We start from the raw sequence: 23,631 nt of genomic DNA on the forward strand, positions 1-23,631 counted from the left end.
ACAGCGCGTACAGCGTGTTGCGTACTGCGTATTGCCGATCAGGCGGGGTGGTGCAGCAGGAACCAGCTGGCGGCGCCGATCACGCCCAGCTGCCCATGCTCGACCACCTTCACCGGGATGCGTGCCAGCGCTTCGCCCATCGGCCCCTTTTGCAGGTAGCGTTCGACGAAGGTGCTGGCGCGCAGGTATTCGCGGATCTGCGGCAGGATGCCGCCGGCCAGGTAGACGCCACCGTGGGCGCCGTAGAACAGCGCCATGTCACCGATGGTGCTGCCCAGCAGGCCGCAGAACACATCCAGCGCCTGCCGTGCGTGTGCGTCGCTGCCGGACATGGCCGCCGCGGTCACCGCGTCGGGGCTGGCCAGCTGCGGGGCATCGCCCTGCTGGGCGCAGACGGCGTGGTACAGGTTCATCAGGCCGGGGCCGGACAGCGCGTGTTCGATCGACACATGCGCACGCTCGCGCTGCATGTGGCGCACGATGTCCATTTCCAGCGCGGTGCTGGCCGCCAGAGTGGGCTGGCCGGCTTCGGTGGCCAGGACCACCGGGCCGTTCGCGGTGGGAATCCACAACGCCGCGCCCAGGCCGGTGCCGGGGCCGACCACCAGGGTCGGGCCGCGCGCGGCGCTTTCGGGCCCGCACAGGTGCAGCACGCCGCTGGCATCGACCTGCGCGGCGGCATAGGCCACTGCTTCGAAGTCGTTGACGATGTGCACGCGCTGCACGCCCACCTCGGCTTCGATCTGCCGCGCCGACAACGGCCACGGCACGTTGGCGGTGATCACCGTGCCGTCTTCGCGGGCGTAGCCGGCGGTGGCCACCACGCAGTGCGCGGGGCGGGCGTCTTGGCCCAGGAAGTCGGAAAGGATGGCGGCCAGGCCGGCATGGTCGGCGTTGCGGTACTTGCGGTAGTCCAGCACCTGCACCGGATGGGCGGCATCGCCGCTGGCCTGCACCCGGGCCACGCGCACATGGGTGCCACCAACGTCAGCGGCCAGGAACGAGGGCGCGTGACGGGAAAGCACATGGGCCGGGGCGGGATGGCTGGCGGTCACGCGGGCTCCTGCTGCAGGTGGGTACCGGGCCCACGAAAGACCCGGCGATGGGGCGGAGTCTGTAACTGCGCTGACAACGATGTCAACGAGTTCGTGACACTTTCGTTGCTGCGGCGCAACGAATCAAGTGCCGGGTAAACGTTTACACCGCGTGATGGTCCTTCGGTCCCGCAGGCCGTTGTGCCACAGGCGTCAAGGCCTGTCGCGCATTCAGCGGCATTGCCTCGGGTGTCCTTGCGCAGTGCAGCACCCGCGCGAACCGGTGCAGATTGGAAGTTGACAAACCGCCGCCGTCCATCGAAAGAATGTGACAACGTTGTTCCCAGCCACTCTCCGACGCCGCGTTCTGCGGCCGTCGCCGCAGGAGCCCTCCTGATGTCCGCCGTCCCCGCTGCAAGCGCGCGCCCGAACGTGGCCACCTCCATCGCCATCGTCGGCGTGTTGTTCTTCCTGATCGGCTTCTTCACCTGGCTCAACGGCCCGTTGATCACCTTCGTCAAGCTCGCCTTCGAGCTGAGCGAAGTCGGCGCCTTCCTGGTGCTGATGGTGTTCTACCTGTCCTACTTCTTCCTGGCGCTGCCCTCGTCGTGGATCCTGCGCCGCACGGGCATGAAGAAGGGCCTGAGCCTGAGCCTGCTGGTGATGGCCGGTGGCGCGGCACTGTTCGGCGAATTCGCCACCCAGCGCTGGTACCCCGGCGCACTGGGCGGCCTGTTCGTGATCGGCAGCGGCCTGGCGTTGCTGCAGACGGCCATCAACCCGTACATCTCCATCCTGGGGCCGATTGAAACGGCGGCGCGGCGCATCGCGTTGATGGGCATCTGCAACAAGATCGCCGGCATCCTGGCGCCGATCCTGATCGGCACGGTGGTGCTGCATGGCATTGGCGATCTGGACGTGCAGGTGCAGGCGGCCGATGCCGCGACCAAGGCCGTGCTGTTGAATCAGTTCGCCGCCAAGATCCACGCCCCGTACCTGGCCATGGCGGCGCTGCTGGTGGTGCTGGCGGTGGCGATCCTGTTCTCGCCGTTGCCGGAAATCAAATCGTCCGAAGCCAACGCCACGCCGGTGGCCGCCGGTGCGGTCGAGCGCCGCAGCATCTTCCAGTTCCCGCACCTGTGGCTGGGCGTGCTGTGCCTGTTCGTGTACGTGGGCGTGGAAGTGATGGCCGGCGATGCCATCGGCACCTACGGCCATGGCTTCAACCTGCCGCTGGACGAGACCAAGATGTTCACCGCCTTCACCCTGGGCGCGATGCTGGTCGGTTACGTGGTCGGCCTGCTGGTGATTCCGCGGGTGGTGTCGCAGTCGCGCTACCTGACCCTGTCGGCGGTGCTGGGCGTGGTGTTCTGCCTGGGCGCGTGGGCAACGCACGGCTATGTGTCGGTGGCCTTCGTGGCCCTGCTGGGCTTTGCCAACGCCATGATGTGGCCGGCCATCTTCCCGCTGGCCATCCGCGGCCTGGGGCGCTTCACCGAAACCGGTTCGGCCCTGCTGGTGATGGGTATTGCCGGTGGCGCGATCATTCCGCAGCTGTTCGCCCTGCTCAAGCAGCACATCGATTTCCAGCTCACCTTCGTGCTGCTGATGGTCCCCTGCTACCTGTACATCCTGTTCTATTCGGTGGTGGGCCACCGGGTGGGCCTGCCGCAGGACCGGGGCTGATCGGCGATGATGGACGGCAGCCAACCCCAGGAAAAACCGATGCGCAGAGCGACCATCAAGGACGTTGCCGAAAAGGCCAAGGTCTCGCTGAAGACGGTATCGCGGGTGATCAACAACGAGCCCTCGGTGATGCAGGCCACCCGCGCGCGGGTGCTGCGTGCCATCGCCGAGCTGGACTACGAACCCGATCCGTCCGCGCGCAACCTGCGCAGCGGCACCACCTTCGTGATCGGGCTGGTGTATGACAACCCCAACCCGTACCACATCATCGGCGTGCAGAACGGTGTGCTGGCGGCCTGCCGCGAAACCGGCTTCGGCCTGCAGATCCACCCCTGCGATTCCAGCTCGCCACTGCTGGCCGACGAGCTGGCCGACTGGGTGCAGCGTTCGCGCCTGGCCGGGCTGGTGCTGACCGCCCCGATGTCCGAGCGCCGCGACCTGATCCAGGCGCTGACCGCGCGCGGCATCAAGCTGGTGCGCATCATTGCGGCCACCGAAGATCCGGCCGACGGTGCCTGTGTGTTCGTGGACGACCGCGAGGCCGCCTACGAGATCACCGAGCACCTGATCCAGCTCGGCCACCAGCGCATCGGCTTCCTGTGGGGCGGCACCTCGCACCGTTCCTCCGGCGAACGTTACGCTGGTTACGAGGCTGCGCTGAAGGACTACGGCATGACCGTGGACAAGCACCTGGTGGTGCAGGGCGATTACACCTTCGACGACGGTTTCCGCGGTGCGCGCCGCCTGCTGGCGCTGCGCGAACCGCCCACCGCCATTTTCGGTTCCAACGATGAAATCGCCGCCGGCGTGCTGGCCGCGGCGAAGTCGGCCGGCATGAGCGTGCCCTACGACCTGTCCATCGCCGGTTTCGAGGACAGCCCGTTCTCGCGCCAGTCGTGGCCGCCACTGACCACCGCCAAGCAGGCCACCGAAGACATCGCCCGCCACGCCGCGCGCCTGCTGATCGGCCAGCTGCGCAGCGATGCCTACGATGAGGCGCCCGCGTCGCTGCACAACCAGGGCTTTGTGCCGCAGCTGGTGGTGCGCGGTTCCACCGCACCGATGCGCCCGTCCGGCGCCCGTCCCCTTCCTTCCGAACCTGCCTGAGCCCGCCATGTCGCTGTCAGACCCCACCGCCACCCTGATGTTTGCCGAAGCCGCCGAAGCGGCCGATGTGGTCGCACGCCAGTTCGCCCGCAACCACGCCACGATGGAAACGCTGGCCGCCAGCCTGCGTGCGGCACCGCCGCCGTTCGTGGTGACCTGTGCACGCGGCAGCTCCGACCACGCCGCTACCTACGGCAAGTACCTGCTGGAAACCCAGCTGGGCCTGGTGGTCGCCTCGGCCTCGCCGTCGGTGGGCTCGGTCTACGCTGCACCACTGCAGCTGCGCGGTGCGCTGTTCATCGTCATCTCGCAGTCGGGCAAGAGCCCGGACCTGCTGCGCAATGCCGAGGCTGCCAAGGCCGCCGGCGCACGCGTGGTGGCGCTGGTGAACGTGGAAGATTCGCCGCTGGCGCAGCTGGCCGACACGGTCATTCCGCTGCACGCCGGTGCTGAAAAGAGCGTGGCCGCAACCAAGAGCTACCTGGCCTCGCTGGCCGCGCTGCTGCAGCTGGCCGCGTACTGGAAGCAGGACAGCAGCCTGCGCAATGCGCTGGATCTGCTGCCTGACGCGATGCGCAGCGCGTGGCAGTGCGACTGGGGTGCAGTCACCGATGGCCTGGTCGATGCCACCAACCTGTTCGTGCTCGGCCGCGGCCTGGGCCTGGGCGCAGCGCAGGAAGCCGCACTGAAGTTCAAGGAAACCTGCAGCCTGCACGCCGAAGCGTACAGCTCGGCCGAGGTCAAGCATGGTCCGATGGCGCTGGTCGGCCGCGGCTTCCCGGTGCTGGCCTTCGCCCAGCCCGATGAAACCGGTGCCGGCACCCGTGCGGTGGTCGAGGAATTCAGTGCGCGCGGCGCCCAGGTGTGGATGGCCGGCGCCGGTGGCAACCTGCCGGTGGCGGTCGCGCCGCACCCGCTGTGCGCCCCTCTGCTGACCGTGCAGAGCTTCTACCGCGCCATCAACGCACTGGCGATCCGCCGTGGCTTCAATCCCGACCTGCCGCCGCACCTGAACAAGGTCACGGAGACGGTCTGATGGCCACGGTCCTGCGCAACGCCCGCATCCTCACCGGCGATGACTTCCGCGACGACCTGGCGGTGGTGATCGAAGACGGCCGCATCATCGCGCTGCTGCCCGACGCCGCGCCGCAGCTGGGCCAGGCTGACGAACAGGTGGACCTGGGCGGCGGCTGGCTGCTGCCGGGCTTCATCGACGTGCAGGTCAACGGCGGTGGCGGTGCGCTGTTCAACAACACGCCGGATGTCGCCTCGCTGCGCACCATCGCGCAGGCCCACCGGCGCTTCGGCACCACTGCGATGTTGCCGACCCTGATCAGCGACGACGTTGACGTGATGCGCGAGGCGATCGGTGCGATGCGCGAGGCGATCGCGCAGCAGGTGCCGGGCATCATCGGCATCCATCTGGAAGGCCCGTACATCGCCCCGGCGCGCAAGGGCACCCACGATGCCAGCAAGTTCCGCGTGCCCGATGCCGATGAAATCGCACTGGCCGCGTCGCTGGACAACGGCGTGACCCTGCTGACCCTGGCGCCGGAACGCGTGCCGCTGGAGTCGATCCGTGCACTGGTGGAGCGCGGGGTGATCGTGGCCGCCGGGCATACCGCCGGCAGTTATGAAGAGATCCGCGCCGGCCTGGATGCCGGCGTGCGCGGCTTCACCCATCTGTACAACGCGATGTCGCCGCTGCAGGGGCGCGAGCCAGGTGCAGTGGGTGCCGCGCTGGAAGACCGTGACAGCTGGATCGGCATCATTGTCGATGGCGTGCACGTGCACCCGGCCAGCCTGCGCGTGGCGCTGGCCGCCAAGCCGCGCGGTCGTCTGCTGCTGGTGACCGACGCGATGCCGCCGGTCGGTGCCGACGACCCCAGCTATGTGCTATACGGCGAAACCATCACCGCGGTGGATGGCGTGGTGCGCAACGCCGCCGGTGCGCTGGCCGGTTCGGCGCTGGACATGGCCACGGCCGTGCGCAACACCGTGCAGCTGCTCGGCCAGCCGCTGGCCGAGGCCGCGCGCATGGCCTCGACCTACCCGGCGCAGTTCCTCAACGTGGATGATCGCCTGGGCCACATCGCCGAGGGCTACCAGGCCGACCTGGTGCTGCTGGACGATGCATTGCAGGTGCGTGGCACCTGGATTGCCGGGCAGTACGAGGCCGCGTGATGGGCGTGGCGGCGTCGGCACGGCTGGGCTCGATCGATGCGCTGCGTGGCCTGACCGTGGCCGGCATGCTGCTGGTCAACAATCCCGGCGACTGGGGCGCGGTGTTTGCGCCGTTGCGCCATGCCGAGTGGCATGGCTGCACGCCCACCGACCTGGTGTTTCCGTTCTTCCTGTTCCTGGTGGGCGTATCGATGGCCTTCAGCGTGGCCCCGCGTGCGCAGGACCGTGCCGCGCGCCCGGCGTTGGCCAAGGGCGTGCTGGAGCGGGCGCTGCGCATCGCCATTGCCGGTGTGCTGCTGCACCTGCTGGTGTGGTGGGCGCTGCACACGCATCACTTCCGCATCTGGGGGGTGCTGCAGCGTATCGCGCTTTGCGCGGCGCTGGTGGGCGTGCTGGCGGTGTACGCGCGGCCACGCACGCAGCTGGCGCTGCTGGTCGGTCTGCTCGTGGGCTACGCGGTGCTGCTGCTGGGCAGCGGCGATCTGGCACCGTTTACCAATCCGGCCAGCCGCTTGGATACCGCGTGGTTCGCACCGTGGATCTACCAATGGCAGCCGGAAACCGGCCTGGGCCACGACCCGGAAGGCCTGCTGAGCAGCCTGGGGGCGCTGGCCACCACTGTGCTCGGTCTGCTGGCCGGTGGCCTGCTGCGCGCTGGCCGTAGCGCTGCACTGGCCGGGGTGGGCGTGGCCTGTGCCGTGCTGGGGCTGCTGCTGGCCACGGTGCTGCCGCTCAACAAGCAGCTGTGGACGCCGAGCTACGTGCTGTGGACCGGCGGGCTGGCGGCGCTGGCGCTGTGGCTCGGGCACCTGCTGATCGACCGCAGGGGCTGGCCCGCGCTGGGCCGCCGCTTCGGCGTCAATGCCATCACCGCCTACCTTGGCGCCTCGGTGATGTCGGTGGTGCTGCTGGCCATTGGTGCATGGGGTTGGGTGTGGCAGCAGCTGGCCACGGCGATGCCGGGCGCACTAGAACTGGCCTCGATGCTGCAGGCGATCGCCTTTGTTGCGCTGTGGTGGGGCGTGGCGTGGTGGCTGGACCGGCGTCGCATCTACCTGAAGATCTGAACCGGGCCGGGGCCCTTTGTGCCAACCAAGGTTGGCACCTACCTTGGTTGGGATGAACGCTTTTATGCACATGCACTCGGCGTGATGCATGGATTACTTCACACGCAAAGCGTGCTGCATCCGGCATAACGGCAGGCCTGAAGCCTCCGGCGCCGCTGCGGCGCCCGCACTGTCCATATCCGCAATTCCTGAATCCCCCGACCCAGGAGTGCCATATGTCCGTTGCCGCTATGCGCGCACCGCGCCATCACCGCTTGACCCGCTGCCTGCTGCAGGTCCTCGCCATCCCTGCCGCATTGGCTTCCACCGTGCCCATCGCGTGGGCGGGCTGTGACAACGTCGCCCCGCTCGCCGGGCAGACCATCACCTGCAGTGCCGCAGCGCCCAACCCGCAGACCGTGGCGGTCAGCGCCAACGGCGAGGCCGGCATCACTCTCAACGTCGCCAGTGGCGCACAGTTGCAGCAGGGCGGTGGCGGCAGCGCCGTCAGCCTGGTCGGCGCCGGCGGTCACCAGCTCGGCAACCAGGGGGTGATCAGTTCGGTCGGTGGCATTGCCGTGCAGCTGGGCGGCGGCAGCCGCGTCGACAATCTCGGCAGCATCAGCACCGGCAACAACACCGCGTTGCAGTTCGTCGGTGCAGGCGACAGCGTGCTGGTCAACCGCGGCACCATCAGCGGGCGCTCCGGCGTGCAGTTCGGCGCCGGAAACGATCGCCTGGAGATGCTGGACGGCAGCGTCAGCGGCGGTGTGCTGCAGGGCGATGGCAACGACGTTCTGCTGATCAGCGGCGGCACGCTCGACAGCGTCGACCAGGGCAACGGCGATGACCGGATGACGGTCAGCGGCGGCACCATCACCGGCCTGGTGACGCAGGGCAGTGGTGCCGATGATTTCGTCATGACCGGCGGCACCATCGGCGCGCTGCAGCAGGGCGACAACATCGACACCTTCCGCATGAGCGGCGGCCGCATCATCGGTGCCTTCGAAGATGGCGACCTGGCGTGGATGACCGGCGGCCGCATCGGCCGGGTCAACATGAAGCTGGACAAGAACCTGTGGGACCAGTCCGGCGGCACGGTCGACGGCAACGTGGTCACCGGCTTCGACACCGATACCATCATCATCTCCGGCACGGCCTACATCGGCGGCAACATCAGCGTCAGCGGCGGCAATGACAGCGTGACCATCACCGATGGCACCGTGCGCGGGCAGGTGCTGCTGAGCACCGGCAACGACACCTTCAACTGGAATGGCGGTGGCATCGTCTACGGGGCCATTGATGGCGGGCCGGACAATGACGTGGCCAATCTCAGCAACCTCAACCAGGCCAACCTGGGTGCAGTGCCGCTGTTTGGCGGTGGCAGCGGTAATGACCGGCTCAACTTCAACAACGTCAAGACCACCGGCGTGGCCCGCTTCCAGAACTGGGAGGCGATCAGCCTGGGCAGCAGCACCGAGCTGACCTTCGACGGTGACCTCGTGCTCGGCGACAGCGGGACGGGCACCGGCACGCTTACCTTGGACGACACCAGCACGCTCTACGCCGGCAACGGCGCGCATGCGCTGCGGCCGTTCGCTGCGGGCGCACTGGTCGATGTGATCAACGCCGGGCGCATCGATCTCACCGGCACGGGCGCAGGCGATGTCTTCAGCATCCGCGGCAATTACCGCGGCGAGGGCGGCGGCCTGTACCTGCGCACGGTGCTGGCGGGGGATGGCTCCAACAGCGACCGGTTGGTCATTGACGGCGGCACGGCCAGCGGCACGACCGGCATCGGCATCCTCAACGCCGGCGGCGGTGGCGCGGCGACGCTGGCCGACGGCATCCTGGTGGTGCAGGCCTTGAATGGCGGTACCACCGCGACGAATGCGTTCTCCCTGTTCGCACCGGTATCGGCCGGTGCCTATGAGTACTTCCTGTTCAAGGGTGGCGTCAGCGCCGGCACCGGCGAGAACTGGTACCTGCGTTCGACCCTGGTCGCGGGCCCGACGCCGGCACCGAATGGCAGCGTCAACGCCATGCCGCCGCCGCCCAGCCCCGACGTCGCACCGCCGCCGCCGATCACGCCGGCACCGCCACCGCCGCCGGAGGATCCGATTGATCCCGATCTGACCGCTGGCGAGACCGCACCGCCACCGCCACCGCCGGAGCCGGCACCCGTGGCACCGCCCAGCGACCCGGCCGTACCCGATGTGCCGGTGGCCGGCAGCAGCCTGCCCGGTGCAGGCTCGACCCCGCCCAGCCCGGGTGCACGACCGGCGCAGGGCGACGTGGTGCCGCTGTATCGCCTGGAAACCGCTGCCTACGCGGTGGTGCCGCCGCTGCTGCGCGAGACCTCGCTGGCCAGCCTCGGTACCTTCCACGAGCGCCAGGGCGAACAGCGCCTGCTCTACAGCGTCGGCGCCTTCCGCACCGCTTGGGCGCGACTGGTGGGGCAGAGCAGCGAGATCCATTGGAAGGGCGACGCACAGCCGGGCTTCGATGGCGATGTGATGGGCGTGCAGGCCGGTCTGGATGTGTGGGCGGCCGCCGCTGATGACCATCGCAACCAGGTGGGCGTGTTCGTCGGCCGCACCCGTGCGCAGGGCAGGACCACCGGGCTGGCGCTGGGCTGGGAGAACGTGCAGGTCGGCCAGAGCCGCCTGGACGAAAAGCACGTAGGCCTGTACTGGACGCTGACCGGAAGCGAAGGCGGCTACCTGGACGCGGTGGCGATGCAGAGCCGCTATGACGGCCGCATGCGCTCGTCGCGCGGGCTGGGCATCGATGTGCGCGGTGACGGCACCAGCCTGTCGCTGGAAGCCGGCAAGCCCCTGCTGCAGTTCGGGCAATCGGCATGGTGGCTGGAACCGCAGGTACAGGTGATCTGGCAACGCAGTTCGCTGGATGACCAGCGCGACGCGGTGTCGGCGGTGTCGTTCGACAGTGACAACGCCTGGACCGGCCGCGTGGGCCTGCGCCTGGCCGGCGACTACCAGCTGGCCGACAACGGCTGGCAGCCGTATTTCAAGGTGAACTACTGGCACGGCCGCGCGGGCGAGGACCGCATCCAGTTCGACACCGACGTGATTACCAGCGCGCAACGCTCGCGCGCGCTGGAAGCCGGCATCGGCGTGGCGGGGCGCTTCAACCGCACCGTCAGCGCGTATGCCGTGGCCGACTACACCCGTGAAGTGGGCGGCAGCCGCAACGAAGAACGGCGCGTGATCCAAGGCAACATCGGCCTGCGCGCAGACTGGTAGCGCCGGGCCATGCCCGGCGGGCAACCCCCTTGGCAGGTGTCGACCTTGGTCGACACGCCATGACCCCGTAGCGTCGAGCTTGCTCGACGGCTGTTGGCAAGGCACTCGAGCAAGCTCGACCCTACCGGCGGCTATCGACAACGTCATGAACCAGCGCGCCGGCATGCTCGGCCAGCACCACTACCGCCTGCAGCAACCCTTCTTCCACCTGCGCCGGGCACTGCGCGGCCACATCATCCAGCTCCCGCGCCGACTGCGCCGCCAGCAGCACATCACCGCAGGCCGAAAGCGCGGCAAGACAGCGCGTAGCCTCCGCCAGACCGCGCCCGCGTGCATCGTCAGACTCCTGTGCCACGCCGCGTAACCGGGCGAAGAATGCCGATGGCGGTGTAGCTTCCGCGGCTTCAATCAACGCATCTTCCAAGGCCTCGGCCACGGCATTGGGCAACGCCAACCCGGGCAGCGCATTGCCCAGCAGGGCATGCAGACGGGGATGGGTGGGGTAGAGCGTGGTCATGGCGGCAACCTCACAAGGCAAGGCCACCTGCGGCGTGCAAGGTGGCGGGCGGTGCGGGTTGGCGTGCCGGTCAAAATCCAAGCGAAAAAGCCGACGGATCGCGAGGATCCCCACGCACCGCCCGCCATGGGCGAGCCGATGCATTGTCGTAATTGCCGCTGAGTCGGCAAGTCGATCGCTTGAATGTTTGATTCAGGACGCCAATCCCGGCCAACGCTGGATGCGTTGGCAAAGCCACCTTCGCGCTTTCACTGCAGCGCAGCCATGAGCAAAGTTGCAAATCGTGTGGTGGCCCAGGAGTGCGAAACACGACACGTCGCGCGACGTCCAAGGGCGTATCCTCGTTCCTCCATCTTCCGGCGAAGGAACGTCGAATGCCCATGGGTTTCCGCACCACGATTCTGGCACTGACCGCCGCAATGGCGGCACCTGCCCACGCCATCGAACTGCCCACACGGCAGGCCCAGATCGAACTGGTGGACCTGCTGGAGCGCGAGGCGCTCTACCGTGATCGCGTGGATTGGCCGGAGATCCGTGCACGCATGAGTGCAGCGCAGGGCAACCCGGAAAAGATACGCGACGTACTGAAGGAAGCCATTGGCCGCAGCTCGGGCGGGCACGGTGCGTGGCTCAGCCCGAAGCGGATGGGCGCGGAAGCGCAGCGGCCAGGAGGGGCCAACACCGCTGGCGCCGCCAACGCCACCGGTACAGGCATGACAGCCACGTCGACCGATATGCCGCCTGTTGACCCACGCATCGGCTGGGTCGAGATCGGCGCGTTTTCCATTGTTCCCGGCCCGGAGCTGCAGCAGAAGATGCAGCAACGCGCCGCGCGCTGGCAGGCGACCATCGGTGAGCAGGACAACGGCGCGCGCTGCGGCTGGATCGTGGATCTGCGCGGCAACACCGGCGGGAACATGTGGCCCATGCTGCTGGGCGTTGCCCCGTTGCTGCGGATGACCGCCGGCGATGACGAGACCGTGGGCGCGTTCGTCACCGCCGACGGCCCTTCCGCCTGGCAGTCCACACCGTCTGGCCTGCGTCTGGGCGCGGGCGCCATCGTCGATCTGGGTAAGCCGGGCTATCAGCTGAAGCATGCCGCAGCGCCCGTGGCTGTGCTGACCGGGCCGCAGACCGCCAGTGCCGGCGAAGCGACGGCGCTGGCGTTCCGTGGTCGCGCGCAGGCGCGCAGTTTCGGCGAGCCCACCCGCGGTGTGTCCACCGCCAACGTGGTGCGGCCGCTGGCCGACGGCAGTTCCCTGGTGTTGACTACCAGCGTGATGCAGGACCGCCACGGTCGCGGCGATGGGCGGAAGATCGTGCCTGACGAGCATACCCGCGGCGCTGCAGCCACCGTTGCCGCCGCCCAGGCGTGGCTGCTGGCGCAACCGGCGTGCAAGGGAGGCTGAAGGATGCTGCTGATCGGCCAGCAGGAACGGGTGGTGGTGGTCGGCCCGACCGAGGCGCACCACTGCCTGCGCTGCCAGACAGAAACCGACTTCGCCCCGCAGTTGCGCTACCGCATGGCGCGCATCGACCTGCTGTTCGGCTTCGTCTACCAGCGCCGCTACGAACTGGCCTGCACCGGCTGCGGCCATGGCTGGGTGCTGGACACCGAGACCTTGGACCAGCAGCTGGGCAGGGTGCCGATTCCGTTCCGGCACCGCTTTGGACTGCCGCTGATGCTGGGGGTGGTGGCTGGGCTGGCGGTGGCGGGGTGGATGTGGCGGCAAGGCTATCTGGCCTGAGCTCCCGGCCTGCTAAAGTGGAGTCCAGCAATCACGTACCGGAAGCGACCATGGACCACGACACGCCGTTTGAACCCACCAACGACCTGGAGGTCCGCCTGCTGCAGGCACAGGACGGCACGCTGACCGCCGCGCAGTTCCTGGACGGCCTGTTGACCGCGCCGGTGTTCGTGCTGCTGGACAAGGCCATTGGCGAAGATGGCGCCTGGGACGAGAGCATTTCACCGCTGGTGCTGACCAGCGAAAGCGGCGAGCCGATGTTTGCGGTGTTCACCGCGCCGGAGCGCGCCGAGCTGTGGCACGAACAGCTGCCGCAGTTCGCCCATGCCATGCCGATTGCCGTGCACGCGCTGCTGTCGGGCATCGGCGAGGGCGTTGGCCTGGTGCTGAACCCCGGCCTGGACGTGGGCATGGAGATGATTCCCGATGCCGTGGCCCAGCTGAAGGAGCGCGCCGCGGCCATTACCCGCGGCATGGCGCACTGACCGCGCTCATCGCGCCGCCGCGATCGCCTTCACCCGCGCCCTGGCCAGGGCTTCGCCAATGGCGGGGCCTTTCAGGTGGGTGGTATCCAGATCGCGCGCCTGCACTGAAAGCGCGGCCTGGTGCAGGCGCTTGAGCGTTTCGCCCTGCGGGTAGTCGCTGTCTTCGAAACCCAGCCGGCCGCGCTTGTCGGCCTCGCAGCACAGCGCGATGCGCGCCACCCGCTCGGGCCGACGCAGCGCATCGCATCGGCCCAGCAGTTCCAGCACGGTGGCATCGCGCAGTTCGTCGATGCGGTGCACGTTCAAGTGTTCGCGGCAGACCGCCTCAGCCAGCTGCTGGTGCTCGGTGGGAATCTTCAGCCGTGCGCACAGTTCCTTCAGCGGCGTCACGCCACGCTGCTCGTGCATGATGTGGCGCGGCCATTCGTCCTGCGGGGTCAGGCCCTTGCCGAGGTCGTGGGTGAGGGCGGCGAAGCCCACAAGATCATCGCCCGGCGCCAGGCGTGCGGCCATGTCGCTGACCATTTCCTGGTGGATGCCGGTGTCGACTTCCGGATGGAATTCGGCGCGTTGCGGCACGCCGTACAGGGCTTCCAGTTCCGGCAGGATGGGGCCCAACGCTTGCGCGTCGTGCAGCGTGCGCAGGAAGGCGGACGGGCGTTCGCAGACCAGCGCTTTGCGCAGTTCCTGCCAGACACGTTCGGGCACCAGCGCATCCAGTTCGCCACTGGCGGCGACCTCGCGCATCAGCGCCATGGTTTCGCTGGCGACGGTAAAGCCCAGCGGCGCGAAGCGCGCCATGAAGCGCGCCGCGCGCAGCACGCGCAGCGGGTCTTCCACGAATGCCGGGCCGACATGCCGCAGCACGCGCTGCTGCAGATCGCGCGCACCACCGTAGGGGTCGACCAGGGTGCCGGTGTCTTCGTCGCAGGCAATAGCGTTGATGGTGAAATCGCGTCGCTGCAGATCCTCTTCCAGCGTGACTGCCGGATCGGCATCGACCACGAAGCCGCGATAGCCGCGGCCGGATTTGCGTTCGGTGCGCGCCAGTGCGTATTCCTCACCCGTTTTCGGATGCAGGAACACCGGGAAATCGCGGCCCACGGCGGTGTAGCCCTGCGCTTCCATCTGCGCGGGGGTGGCGCCGACCACCACCCAGTCACGGTCGCCGGGGGGGCGCTGCAGCAGGCGGTCGCGCACGGCGCCGCCGACAAGATAGATCTTCATGGTGGGGATGATCGCATGGGCGTGGTTTGCCGCGCTGCGCTCGCCGGGCATGGCCCGGCGCTACCGGTTCGGACGGCATTGCGGGGCAGCGCCGGGCGATGCCCGGCGGCACCCGCCGCGTCGATCAATCCCCGCCCTGCTCGGCATTGGTGGCGCAGGTGAAGGCCTTGCGCTTGTCCACCAGGCGGCCCATCAGGCGGTCGCTGAGCGGCAGCGCATTGCCGTTGAGGCGCCAGTCGTAGATCACGCTGAAGGCCAGCACGCGGGCCACGTATTCGCGCGTTTCCTTGTAGCTGATGGTCTCGATCCACAGGTCCGGGTCGAAGCCCGGGCGCTGGGTCTGCCAACGCGCGGTCGGGGTCGGCCCGGCGTTGTAGGCAGCGATGGTCACGTAGGGCAGGCCGTCGTACTTGTTCATCAGCTGGCGCAGGTACGCAGTGCCGATGGCGATGTTGGTGTCCGGGTCGTACAGGCTGTCGGCGCCGCCGTAGCCGGTCAGGCCGATCGACTTGGCCACGCTGGCACCGGTGGTGGGCAGCACCTGCATCAGGCCCATGGCATTGGCAGGCGAGCGCGCGCGCGGGGTGAAGGTGCTCTCGGCGCGGATCTCGGCAGCCACCCAGGCCGGATCGATGGCGTTGCGCGCCGATTCGCGGCGGATGGTGCTGTCGTGGTGCAGCGGGAAGCGCAGGTCGTACAGGCGCTGTTCCTGCGGCTGCTTGCCCAGCGCAAACACGGCGCGGTCGAACCAGCCGTTGTCCTGCGCCACGCGCACGGCCAGGCGGCGCTGGGTGTCATCGAAGCGCGACAGCGCGCTGTTCCATTCGGCCACGGCCCAGCCGGTGCGGTCGATCTGGTACAGCGCCATGGCGCGCTGGATGGCCGGATCGCGAGCGACCGCGGCCTGCGCCTGGGCACTGTCGTTGGGCTTCCACGGGCACAGCGTGTACGCCTGCTGCAGCTTGTCGGCGGCCAGGAAGCCGTGGAAGGTGGGGGCGCGAGCGGCATCGCGGAACAGCGGCTGCGCCTGCTGCGCCTGCCCGGTCTTTTCCAGCATGCGCCCTTCGAAATAGGCCCAGCGCGAATCGTTGCGCTGCTTGCTGCCCATCTTGCGGATGGCGGTCAGCGCGGCCGCCCAGTCACCGCGCGACATCGCCTCACGCACACGCCATTCGTGCAGGCGCTCGTCGTAGGCTGATTCGGGCACGGCGTTGAGCCGGCGCGCGGAGTCGGGCAGGTAGGAGGCCACCGTCCACAGCGCGATCTGGTAGCGCACCTGGGCCTGCTGGTCGGCGCTCAGGCCAAGTGCCTGCGCGTACTGCGGCAGCTGCTGTTCGGTGGCACCGGGGTCGGCCTTGGCCAGCTTTTCCAGGCCGTCGGTGGCGATGCGCCGGCTGCGCTCGTTGCGCGGCCAGTTCAGCGCGCTGGCATTGGGCTTGTCGACGAAGGCGGCGTAGGTGTTGGCCAGGACCAGGTCGGCTGCGGGCAGGCCGCGCGCGGCGCTGCGCATCACCGCCGGCTCCTGTGCATCGGCGGCGGCATCGACGCGTTCCCAGCGCAGGGCATCGCTCATGCCGCCCTGGGCCTGCAGCACGGCGAACACCGCATCGCAGGCATCGGGCAGCGACTTGCCGTTCTTGCGCCACAGGTCCTGCGCTTCGCTGGTCCACTGCGCGTCCACCTTGCCGGTGGCCTGGCGGGCGGTCAGCCGCGCGCAGCGCAGGCCCAGGTTTTCGGTCGGCGCCCAGTTGGCCAGCAGGGTGGGCCAGTCCTGGCGACGGGCCACCGAGGGCAGCCACACGCTGCGGAAGCTGTTGGCCACGGCCTGGCCGTCATAGCGCTTCAGGAAGGCCTGCGCCTGGCCGGTGTCCACGCTGTCGATGTTGCGCCGCAGTTGGGCGAACTCGACCCAGCCATAGGCCGGATGGCGGCTGAGCGCGGCGGCCTGCGACGGCACCAGTTGGCCGCGTTCGGCCGCATCGATGGCGGCCTTGAGCTGGCCACTCTGTGCGTCGAGTGATTGGGCGCTGGCGCAGCCGATCAGCAGCGTGGTGGCCAGCGGGAACAGGGACAGGGCGGTCGAAGAGCGTCGGGTCATGGCCCCAGCATAGCGGGCCGTGGCTGAATTCAGTTTCGCGCAGCGTGCACGTGTGGTGCTGGCAAACGGCGGCTGAACGACTGCGTGCGCAGCACTGCCACTGTGGACAATGGGCCGGGTAATTTCGGCCACAGGGCAAGCGGCCCTGCTGCAGGGAGCGGCACATGGCATTCAGTAGCGCAGGACGAAGCGGACCATTGGCTGAGATCAACGTAACGCCACTGGTAGATGTGATGCTGGTGTTGTTGATCATCTTCATCGTGACCGCACCGATCGTGGCGCGGCCGATCACGGTGGATCTGCCGCAGGCCACCGACAGGGTGGTACAGCGACCGGACCCGCCGCCGCCCATCGAGCTGCGCCTGGATGCGGCCAGCCAGTTGAGCTGGAACGGGCAGCCAATGGCCATCGGTGATCTGCAGCAGCGCCTGCGTGCACAGGCGGGCGAGCACGCCGGCAACCTGCCGGAGCTGCGCATCAGCAGCGATCCTTCGGCCGAGTATGAAGGCATGGCGCGGATTCTGGCCGCGGCCGAGGCCACGGGCATGCAGCGGATCGCGTTCGTGCGTTGACACGGTACGACCGGCGTTGAGGGGTTCTGCCTACTCAACGCCGGTCGGCGCTCAGTACTGGCGGCAGTAGACCGTCCGGCCGTCCCAGCTACAGGACATGCGGCTGCTGTCGCCACGCTGCACTGGTACGCCATACATCTGGGCAGATCGCGCCCACCTGTCGAGATCGCCCTCTCGACCAAAATAATACTCGCCGGCATACGATGGAGCGGTGATCCGGTCAGCAATGGACTCGTCAGGAACCATGTTTCCGGTGCCGTCGCGGCTCTCTCCCTTCTGATACTTGGCTTCACCGACATTGTCGGGCGTGATTCGATAGAGCGTCTTCGATCCGTCCCGCCACGTAATGATGATGGTGATCGATCCGCCGCCCTTCATGCTCGACCAGTTCAATGCGGCCTGTTGAATCGAAAGTGCAATGCCGTTCCAGGTCGGGCTGCCGGTATTCGCGCCGGCAAGTTCTGTGGCCAGATACTGTCCAAGTCGCGTTCGCATTGTGGCTGAGTTGACGATATCGAACGTGGTGGATGATTTATAGGAATCCGGAAATTTCACACCGTTCGAATTTCCGGGATTATCCGGGTGCAGTGTAACAACGGTCCCTCCGCCGGCGTTTGGCGAGGCATGGTTCGGTTCTTTTGCGAACGCTGAGGTGCCATCCAGGATGCGCAGGAACGCCATCTGGATCTGATTGGGCACCGAGGTGGGAAGGGCCCGCCATTTTCTGAACTCGCGATCGTATTCGACGTTGAATGCAGTAAGTCGTGCTCGCTCGAAGTCCATGACCACCGTCAGGCCAGCGCCCGATGGCAGCGCTGCATCCCGGGGGGACGCACAGTTGTTGCATTCGACCAGCCCGCCCGCGCGGGCGTTGGTGGGCAATGACAGCAGGGCAATTGCAAGGAGCGCTGCGGGCAACAGCACGGCACTGAGTGCTTTCACGATGAGACCTCGCGTTTAGCGTCTGAAGCCTCAGTCTGTGATGAAGCTGCACGCAAGTTTGCTGGGGCACTTGAATTTCAAACAATTCCTAATCGTTCGCCAGCGCTGCGGATACGGTTGGTTCATTCGTCAAAAGCGCGTGAAAGAGTGTTCTTCATCACGTCGTCATTTTTACAGGTTGTTTACAAAGGAGACGCTGCCGCCATGCAGGAGGGAGCGCGGCAGTCACTGTCCCGACATTCCTTTGGAGAGAGAGCGAATGAAGTACCTGCATCACCGCCCCTTGGCGGTTGCCGTCGCCCTGTGCGTGACGGCTCTGGCACCGATGAGTGCCGCGGCCCAATCCACCACCGATCTGGATCGCGTTGAAGTAACCGGCACGCGCATCAAGCGCGCCGAAGTGGAAGGCCAGGTGCCGATCCAGACCCTGACCCGCACCGAGATCGAACGCACCGGCCTGAACTCCATCGGCGAGGTGCTGCAGCAGCTGACCGGTTCCGGTTCGGCGCTGAACGCCAAGTTCAATTCTTCCGGCAACTTCGGCTTCCCGCCCGACGGCAGCGGTGTGGGCGCCGGTTCGGCGCAGGTCGATCTGCGCCACCTGGGCGCCAAGCGCGTGCTGGTGCTGGTCGATGGCATCCGCTGGGTGAATGAATCGTCTGCTTCCGGCGTGGGCGCGGCCACCGATCTGAACAGCATTCCGCTGGCGATTGTTGAGCGCATCGAAGTGCTGGAAGACGGCGCCTCGTCGCTGTACGGCTCCGATGCGATTGCCGGCGTGGTCAACATCATCACCCGTCGCGATTTCGACGGTGGCCAGGTCACCTTGAACTACGGCGAGTACAGCAAGGGCGATGGCACGCAGAAGGGCGTGGACCTGGCCTGGGGCACGCGCGGTGACCGCTACAGCCTGTTCGTCGGCGGCAGCTGGACCAAGCAGGACGCGGTGTATGCGCGTGACCGCGAGCAGTCGCGCTTCCCGGTACCAGGCACCGGCCTGGCGCTGGGCAGTTCGGCCACGCCCGATGGCCGCTTCATCTTCACCGACCCCAACACCGGCACCACCCACGACCTGACCCCGAACGCCGGCACGCGGCCCACCTACAACGGCGGCGACGGCTGCGACCGCACCGATGGTTACCACTGCTTCGGCACGGCCGATCGCTTCAACTTCGCCGAATACAACATGGTGCTGACGCCGTCGGAGCGCAAAGGCATCTTCGGCCAGTTCCGTTTCGACTTCAGCGACAACGTGCAGTGGTACGTGAAGGCGCTGGGCAACCGCCGCGAATCGACCAACCAGGCCGCGCCAGAGCCGTTGTTCTTCGGCCCCGAAGCCGGCACGGGTAATCCGCTGGCCGACAACATCGTCATTTCCGCACTGAACCCCTACAACCCGTTCGGATTCACCCTGGATTCGTCGGACAACCTGATCATGATCGGCCGGCGCCCGCTGGAAGGCGGCGCGCGCGTGTTCGAGCAGAAGGTGGATACGCAGTACTTCGCTACCGGCCTGGAGGGTAATTTCCAGGCGGCCGACCGCCAGTGGTACTGGGACGTGAACGGCATGTACAGCAAGAACAAGGCCACCCAGACCAACTACGGCAGCTACAACATCTACAACATCAATCTGGCGCTGGGTGATCCGGCCGTCTGCGCGGCCACGCCGGGCTGCGTGCCGCTGGATATCTTCGGTGGCGCCGGCTCGATCACCCCGGCCATGCTGCAGTGGATCCAGCCGGTGGTGCGCGACCGCAGCCAGAACGAGCTGACCCTGTTCACCGCCAATCTGTCCAGCGAGCTATTCAACCTGCCGGCAGGTGCGGTGTCCTTCGCCACCGGTCTGGAACACCGCAAATACGAAGGCTGGTACCAGCCGGATCCGCTGACGGTGATCGGCCATTACAACGGCGTGCCGTCGCAGCCGACGTCCGGTTCGTACGATGTGAATGAAGCGTACCTGGAATTGAACGTGCCGCTGTTCGCCGCCCCGTCCTATGGCGGCAAGCTGGACCTGAGCGTGGCCGGCCGCTATTCGGATTACTCCACCTTCGGTGGCGAGTTCACGCCCAAGTACGGCCTGCGCTGGCAGGTGACCAACGACTTCGTGCTACGCACCACCTATGCCGAGGGGTTCCGCGCACCGTCGATCGGTGAACTGTATGGTTCGGCCGCGCGTGCCGACCTGCAGATCTTCGACCCGTGCTCGATCGGCCTGGGTGGCACCGCACCGCGTGGCAGTGCGGCCAACTGTGCCGCGCTGGGCGTGCCGACCGGTTTCCAGCAGGCCAATTCGCAGATCTCGGTAACCACCGGCGGCAACCGCGAGCTGGACCCGGAACGTTCGCGCAGCTTCAGCGCCGGCTTCGTGTGGAGCCCGTGGTTCGGCAACAACGCCAGCTGGTCCGAGCGCTTCGACGTGGACGTGACCTTCTACCGGCACACCATCGACGGCGCGATCCAGGCCATCAATGCGCAGACCCAGCTGGACCTGTGCGTGGATACCCTGGACCCGCTGTACTGCGATGGCATCACCCGCGCCAGCACCGGCGGCATCAACGGCTTCAACAACCGCCTGACCAACCTGGGCTCGATCAAGACCGATGGCTGGGACGTGGACCTGCACTGGACGCTGCCGCAGAGCGCGGCCGGCCAGTTCAAGATCGGCTGGCAGAACACCTTCGTGGGCCGTTACGAGGCTACCGGTGCGGCCGGGCAGAAGCAGCCGCAGGGGCCGGGCATTGAAGTGGCTGACAGCTCCATTCCCGAATGGACCAGCAATCTGTCGCTGGGCTGGACGCTGGGCAACTGGAGCGCGAACTGGACGATGCGCCACATTTCCGAGCTGACCGAAGACTGTGGCGATGCGGTGGCGTTCGCGGTGTGCAGCGACCAGGCAGCGGGCACCAACACGCTGGCGGCCACCACCTTCCACGATGCGCAGGTGGGCTACCGGATTGAATGGATGAAGGGGCTGCAGCTGACCGCTGGCCTGAACAACGTGTTCGACAAGGATCCGCCGATCTGCCTGTCGTGCTCGTTGAACGGCTACGACGCCTCGACGTATGACATTCCGCGTGGGCGCTACTGGTACCTGCGCGCGGATCTGCGGTTCTGATGGGAGGGCACCGCGCCGGGATCATCCCGGCGCGGTGCTTGTGGCGCTTTGGTAGAGTCGAGCCATGCTCGACTGCTTTTCGCCGTTCAGTCGAGCATGGCTCGACTCTACGAGAGCAAGGCAGTCGAGCAAGCTCGACTCTACAAGAGCAAGGCAGTCGAGCAAGCTCGACTCTACAAGAGCAGGGCAGTCGAGCAAGCTCGACTCTACAAGGGCAGGGCGGTCGAGCAAGCTCGACTCTACAAGGGCAGGGCGGTCGAGCATGGCTCGACGCTGCGCAATGGCGGCGCCGGGTTGAGCCGGCGCCGCGTCTGCATCAGAACGACCAGGTGAAGGTGATCGAGCCGTTGCGGCCGTCGCCGTAGGCACCGTAGCCGTTGATCTGCGAGAAGTACTTCTTGTCCAGCAGGTTGTTCAGGTTGGCCTGCACGCTCCATTCCGGCGACAGGCGGTAGCGCACGAACGCGCTGACCAGGGCGTAGCCGCTCTGTTCGATGCGACCGTAGGCCGGCACCGCGTAGTAGATGCGGTTCTGCCAGTTGGCACCACCGCCGACGGTCAGTTCCTGCAGCGACTGCGGGGTGTAGCTGGTGAACAGCTTCAGCGCGGTCTGCGGCAGGTTGGTGTTGATGTCGGCGTCGTTGATGTCCTTGGCCACGTAGCGCGAGGCACCGAAGGTGGCATTCCAGCCCGGGGCCAGTTCGCCGTTCAGTTCGAATTCGAAGCCACGGCTGACGGTGCCGCGTGCGGCCACGTAGGCGGTTTCACCACCGGTACCGCCGATGACCGGCTCACCGGTGGACTGGCCGACGTTGTCCTGCTCGATGCGGAACACGGCCACCGAAGCATTCAGTCGGTTGTCGAACCAGGCACCCTTCACGCCCACTTCGTAGCTCTTGCCGTCCACCGGGTCCAGGTAGCTGCCGTTGCGGTCCTTCAGCATCTGCGGCTGGAAGATCTCGGTGTACGAGGCATAGGTGGAGTAGGTGTCGTTGATGTCGAACACCAGGCCGGCATACGGGGTGGTGACCTTGTGCGAACGGTCGGCGCCTTCGCCTTCGCTCTTCCAGTCGGTGTAGCGCGCGCCCACGATCAGCTTCAGCGGATCAGCCAGCGACAGGCGTGCAGCGGCATAGGCGGCCTTCTGGGTGATGGTGCCTTCGCTGGCCAGCGCCAGCGGATTCCAGTTCGGTTCGCTGATGTTGCCGTTCCAGTTCAGGTAGCTGGAGAAGGGATCCCAGGCGAGACCTGCACCGCCGATCTGGTAGTCGCCGTAGTTGGCGTACTCGCGCTTGTTGTAGCTCAGGCCACCCATCACTTCGTGCTTCAGGCCAAACAGCTCGAACGCGCCACTGAAGTAGCCGTCCACCGCATTGACCTTGCGTTCGGTGTTGTAGAAGCCGGCCGACGGCGAGATGCCGGCACCGGTGTTCTTGTCGAAGTACGAAGCGCCGGTGACCCAGTCGTTGTAGGCCGGGTAGAACAGCTTGTCGTCGGCCTTGGTCTCGTCATGGGTCGCGCCGATGCGGATTTTCCAGTCTTCGTTGAAGGCATGTTCCAACGTGGCGAAGGCACGCTTGCTGGTGGTGTCCCAGTAGGTCCAGTTCGGGCTGGCGTTGAACGATTCGTCGTAGCCGGTGCTGGTGCCATCGGAGAACAGCATCGGGAAACCCCCCCAGGTGGCGCCGTTGGCGCGCTTCTGCTGGTAGTCGTAGCCCACGCTCAGCTGGGTGTCCGGGGTCAGGTCGGCATCGATGACGGCGTAGCCCAGCGTCTTGTGCTGGTTGTAGCGGTCCATCTGTGCGTCGGTGTCCAGGTAGCTGCCGATCACGCGGGCGCGCACCGAACCGCTCTTGTTCAGCGGGGTGGTCACGTCCACGGTGCTGCGGGTGCGGCCCCAGCTGCCCACGTTCACCGACACGCTGCCGGTCAGTTCGGCGCTGTCGGCGTGCTTGCGCACCAGGTTCACCGACGCCGACGGGTTGCCGGCACCGGTCAGCAGGCCGGTGGCGCCGCGCACCACTTCCACGCGGTCGTACAGGGCCAGGTCCAGGCCGGAATCGCCGTAGCTCCAGTTCTGCACCATCTGCGTGGGCAGGCCGTCGAACTGGTAGCTGTCGATGTAGAAGCCGCGCGAGTAGAACTCGGTGCGCTCGGTATCGGACTGGGTACTGCTGACGCCGGTGGTGTTGGCCAGCACGTCGATGATGTCATCCAGGTTCTGATCTTCGATGCGCTGGTGGCTGATGATGCTGACCGACTGCGGAATCTCGCGCGGTGCCAGGTCGAAGCGGGTAGCGGCCGAGGTGCGGCGCACGGAATAGCCTTCGGCGCGCTCGCCCTTCACCACGATCTTGTCCAGGGTGGTGGGGTCGGCAGCGGCGGTCTGGGCGAAGGCGGCCGGCGCGGCGGCCAGGCACAGGGCGGAAAGCACCGCCGCGGACAAGCGATGCGGCAGCAGGACAGGGGTTGAACGGATCATGGGGGTTCCTGGACGGGCACGTGCGTGCGTCCGACCGGCTTCCCGGATGGTCTGGCGCCGCGGCTGGTGGGGTTCTCACGCCGCTGGCCCGGTCCTGCGGGCAGGACGGGGGCTGGGCA

Annotated in this window: 17 protein-coding genes; 11 read left to right on the forward strand and 6 right to left on the reverse strand. The window is 67.2% G+C overall.

Features of this window, described 5'->3' with window-relative positions; translation table 11 throughout:
* Positions 1-38: 38 nt before the first annotated feature.
* Positions 39-1,055, reverse strand: coding sequence for a glucokinase family protein (locus tag IAE58_RS08140; protein ID WP_199934209.1), 1,017 nt, complete (start codon positions 1,053-1,055; stop codon positions 39-41).
* Positions 1,056-1,430: 375 nt separating this feature from the next.
* On the opposite strand from IAE58_RS08140, the gene IAE58_RS08145 reads away from it, so the two are divergent.
* The 6 genes from IAE58_RS08145 to IAE58_RS08170 all read left to right on the forward strand — a co-directional run bounded on the left by IAE58_RS08145 (position 1,431) and on the right by IAE58_RS08170 (position 10,323).
* Entirely contained in the window at positions 1,431-2,720 is a 1,290-nt protein-coding gene (locus IAE58_RS08145) for a sugar MFS transporter (RefSeq protein ID WP_108762900.1), read from the forward strand.
* A gap of 39 nt (positions 2,721-2,759) precedes the next feature.
* Positions 2,760-3,827 carry a LacI family DNA-binding transcriptional regulator gene (locus IAE58_RS08150; RefSeq protein ID WP_108757167.1) on the forward strand — a complete coding sequence of 356 codons (1,068 nt, stop codon included), beginning with the start codon at positions 2,760-2,762 and terminating at the stop codon, positions 3,825-3,827.
* 7 nt (positions 3,828-3,834) lie between these two features.
* Complete coding sequence (locus IAE58_RS08155) at positions 3,835-4,863, forward strand: SIS domain-containing protein (protein WP_199934210.1); 1,029 nt, start codon at positions 3,835-3,837, stop codon at positions 4,861-4,863.
* The gene (nagA, locus tag IAE58_RS08160; protein ID WP_199934211.1) at positions 4,863-6,011 is read left to right on the forward strand and encodes an N-acetylglucosamine-6-phosphate deacetylase; all 1,149 of its coding nucleotides are present in this window, start codon (positions 4,863-4,865) and stop codon (positions 6,009-6,011) included. The genes IAE58_RS08155 and nagA overlap by 1 nt, the downstream gene beginning before the upstream one ends.
* Positions 6,011-7,078, forward strand: coding sequence for a heparan-alpha-glucosaminide N-acetyltransferase domain-containing protein (locus IAE58_RS08165; protein ID WP_199934212.1), 1,068 nt, complete (start codon positions 6,011-6,013; stop codon positions 7,076-7,078). The genes nagA and IAE58_RS08165 overlap by 1 nt, the downstream gene beginning before the upstream one ends.
* A 215-nt stretch (positions 7,079-7,293) precedes the next feature.
* Positions 7,294-10,323 carry an autotransporter outer membrane beta-barrel domain-containing protein gene (locus IAE58_RS08170; RefSeq protein WP_199934213.1) on the forward strand — a complete coding sequence of 1,010 codons (3,030 nt, stop codon included), beginning with the start codon at positions 7,294-7,296 and terminating at the stop codon, positions 10,321-10,323.
* A 121-nt stretch (positions 10,324-10,444) separates the two neighbouring features.
* On the opposite strand, the gene IAE58_RS08175 is transcribed toward IAE58_RS08170, so the two are convergent.
* Positions 10,445-10,840 (reverse strand): hypothetical protein, encoded by a 396-nt coding sequence (locus IAE58_RS08175; protein ID WP_199934463.1) that lies wholly within the window; start codon positions 10,838-10,840, stop codon positions 10,445-10,447.
* Positions 10,841-11,214: 374 nt separating this feature from the next.
* On the opposite strand from IAE58_RS08175, the gene IAE58_RS08180 reads away from it, so the two are divergent.
* Genes IAE58_RS08180 through IAE58_RS08190 form a run of 3 tightly spaced genes read left to right on the forward strand, consistent with a single transcriptional unit; the run spans position 11,215 to position 13,073 of the window.
* Positions 11,215-12,249, forward strand: coding sequence for a S41 family peptidase (locus tag IAE58_RS08180; protein ID WP_199934464.1), 1,035 nt, complete (start codon positions 11,215-11,217; stop codon positions 12,247-12,249).
* Positions 12,250-12,252: 3 nt separating this feature from the next.
* The gene (locus IAE58_RS08185) at positions 12,253-12,588 is read left to right on the forward strand and encodes a hypothetical protein (RefSeq protein ID WP_199934465.1); all 336 of its coding nucleotides are present in this window, start codon (positions 12,253-12,255) and stop codon (positions 12,586-12,588) included.
* A 50-nt stretch (positions 12,589-12,638) separates the two neighbouring features.
* Positions 12,639-13,073 carry an SseB family protein gene (locus IAE58_RS08190; RefSeq protein WP_108750534.1) on the forward strand — a complete coding sequence of 145 codons (435 nt, stop codon included), beginning with the start codon at positions 12,639-12,641 and terminating at the stop codon, positions 13,071-13,073.
* Positions 13,074-13,079: 6 nt separating this feature from the next.
* On the opposite strand, the gene IAE58_RS08195 is transcribed toward IAE58_RS08190, so the two are convergent.
* Both IAE58_RS08195 and IAE58_RS08200 read right to left on the reverse strand, forming a co-directional pair.
* Entirely contained in the window at positions 13,080-14,300 is a 1,221-nt protein-coding gene (locus IAE58_RS08195; RefSeq protein ID WP_199934466.1) for a multifunctional CCA addition/repair protein, read from the reverse strand.
* A 124-nt stretch (positions 14,301-14,424) separates the two neighbouring features.
* Positions 14,425-16,398 (reverse strand): transglycosylase SLT domain-containing protein, encoded by a 1,974-nt coding sequence (locus IAE58_RS08200; RefSeq protein ID WP_199934467.1) that lies wholly within the window; start codon positions 16,396-16,398, stop codon positions 14,425-14,427.
* A gap of 164 nt (positions 16,399-16,562) precedes the next feature.
* On the opposite strand from IAE58_RS08200, the gene IAE58_RS08205 reads away from it, so the two are divergent.
* The gene (locus IAE58_RS08205) at positions 16,563-16,970 is read left to right on the forward strand and encodes a biopolymer transporter ExbD (protein WP_108750536.1); all 408 of its coding nucleotides are present in this window, start codon (positions 16,563-16,565) and stop codon (positions 16,968-16,970) included.
* Between the two features lie 51 nt (positions 16,971-17,021).
* Here the strand turns inward: IAE58_RS08205 and IAE58_RS08210 are convergent, their stop codons facing one another.
* Complete coding sequence (locus tag IAE58_RS08210; RefSeq protein WP_199934468.1) at positions 17,022-17,912, reverse strand: hypothetical protein; 891 nt, start codon at positions 17,910-17,912, stop codon at positions 17,022-17,024.
* A gap of 259 nt (positions 17,913-18,171) precedes the next feature.
* Here IAE58_RS08210 and IAE58_RS08215 point away from each other — a divergent pair, with 259 nt between their 5' ends.
* Positions 18,172-21,030 carry a TonB-dependent receptor gene (locus IAE58_RS08215; protein WP_199934469.1) on the forward strand — a complete coding sequence of 953 codons (2,859 nt, stop codon included), beginning with the start codon at positions 18,172-18,174 and terminating at the stop codon, positions 21,028-21,030.
* A 316-nt stretch (positions 21,031-21,346) separates the two neighbouring features.
* On the opposite strand, the gene fhuE is transcribed toward IAE58_RS08215, so the two are convergent.
* The gene (gene fhuE / locus IAE58_RS08220; protein ID WP_199934470.1) at positions 21,347-23,512 is read right to left on the reverse strand and encodes a ferric-rhodotorulic acid/ferric-coprogen receptor FhuE; all 2,166 of its coding nucleotides are present in this window, start codon (positions 23,510-23,512) and stop codon (positions 21,347-21,349) included.
* Between the last annotated feature and the right edge of the window lie 119 nt (positions 23,513-23,631).

Origin of the sequence: Stenotrophomonas sp. S49 (assembly GCF_016624905.1) — a bacterium.
Lineage (GTDB): Bacteria > Pseudomonadota > Gammaproteobacteria > Xanthomonadales > Xanthomonadaceae > Stenotrophomonas.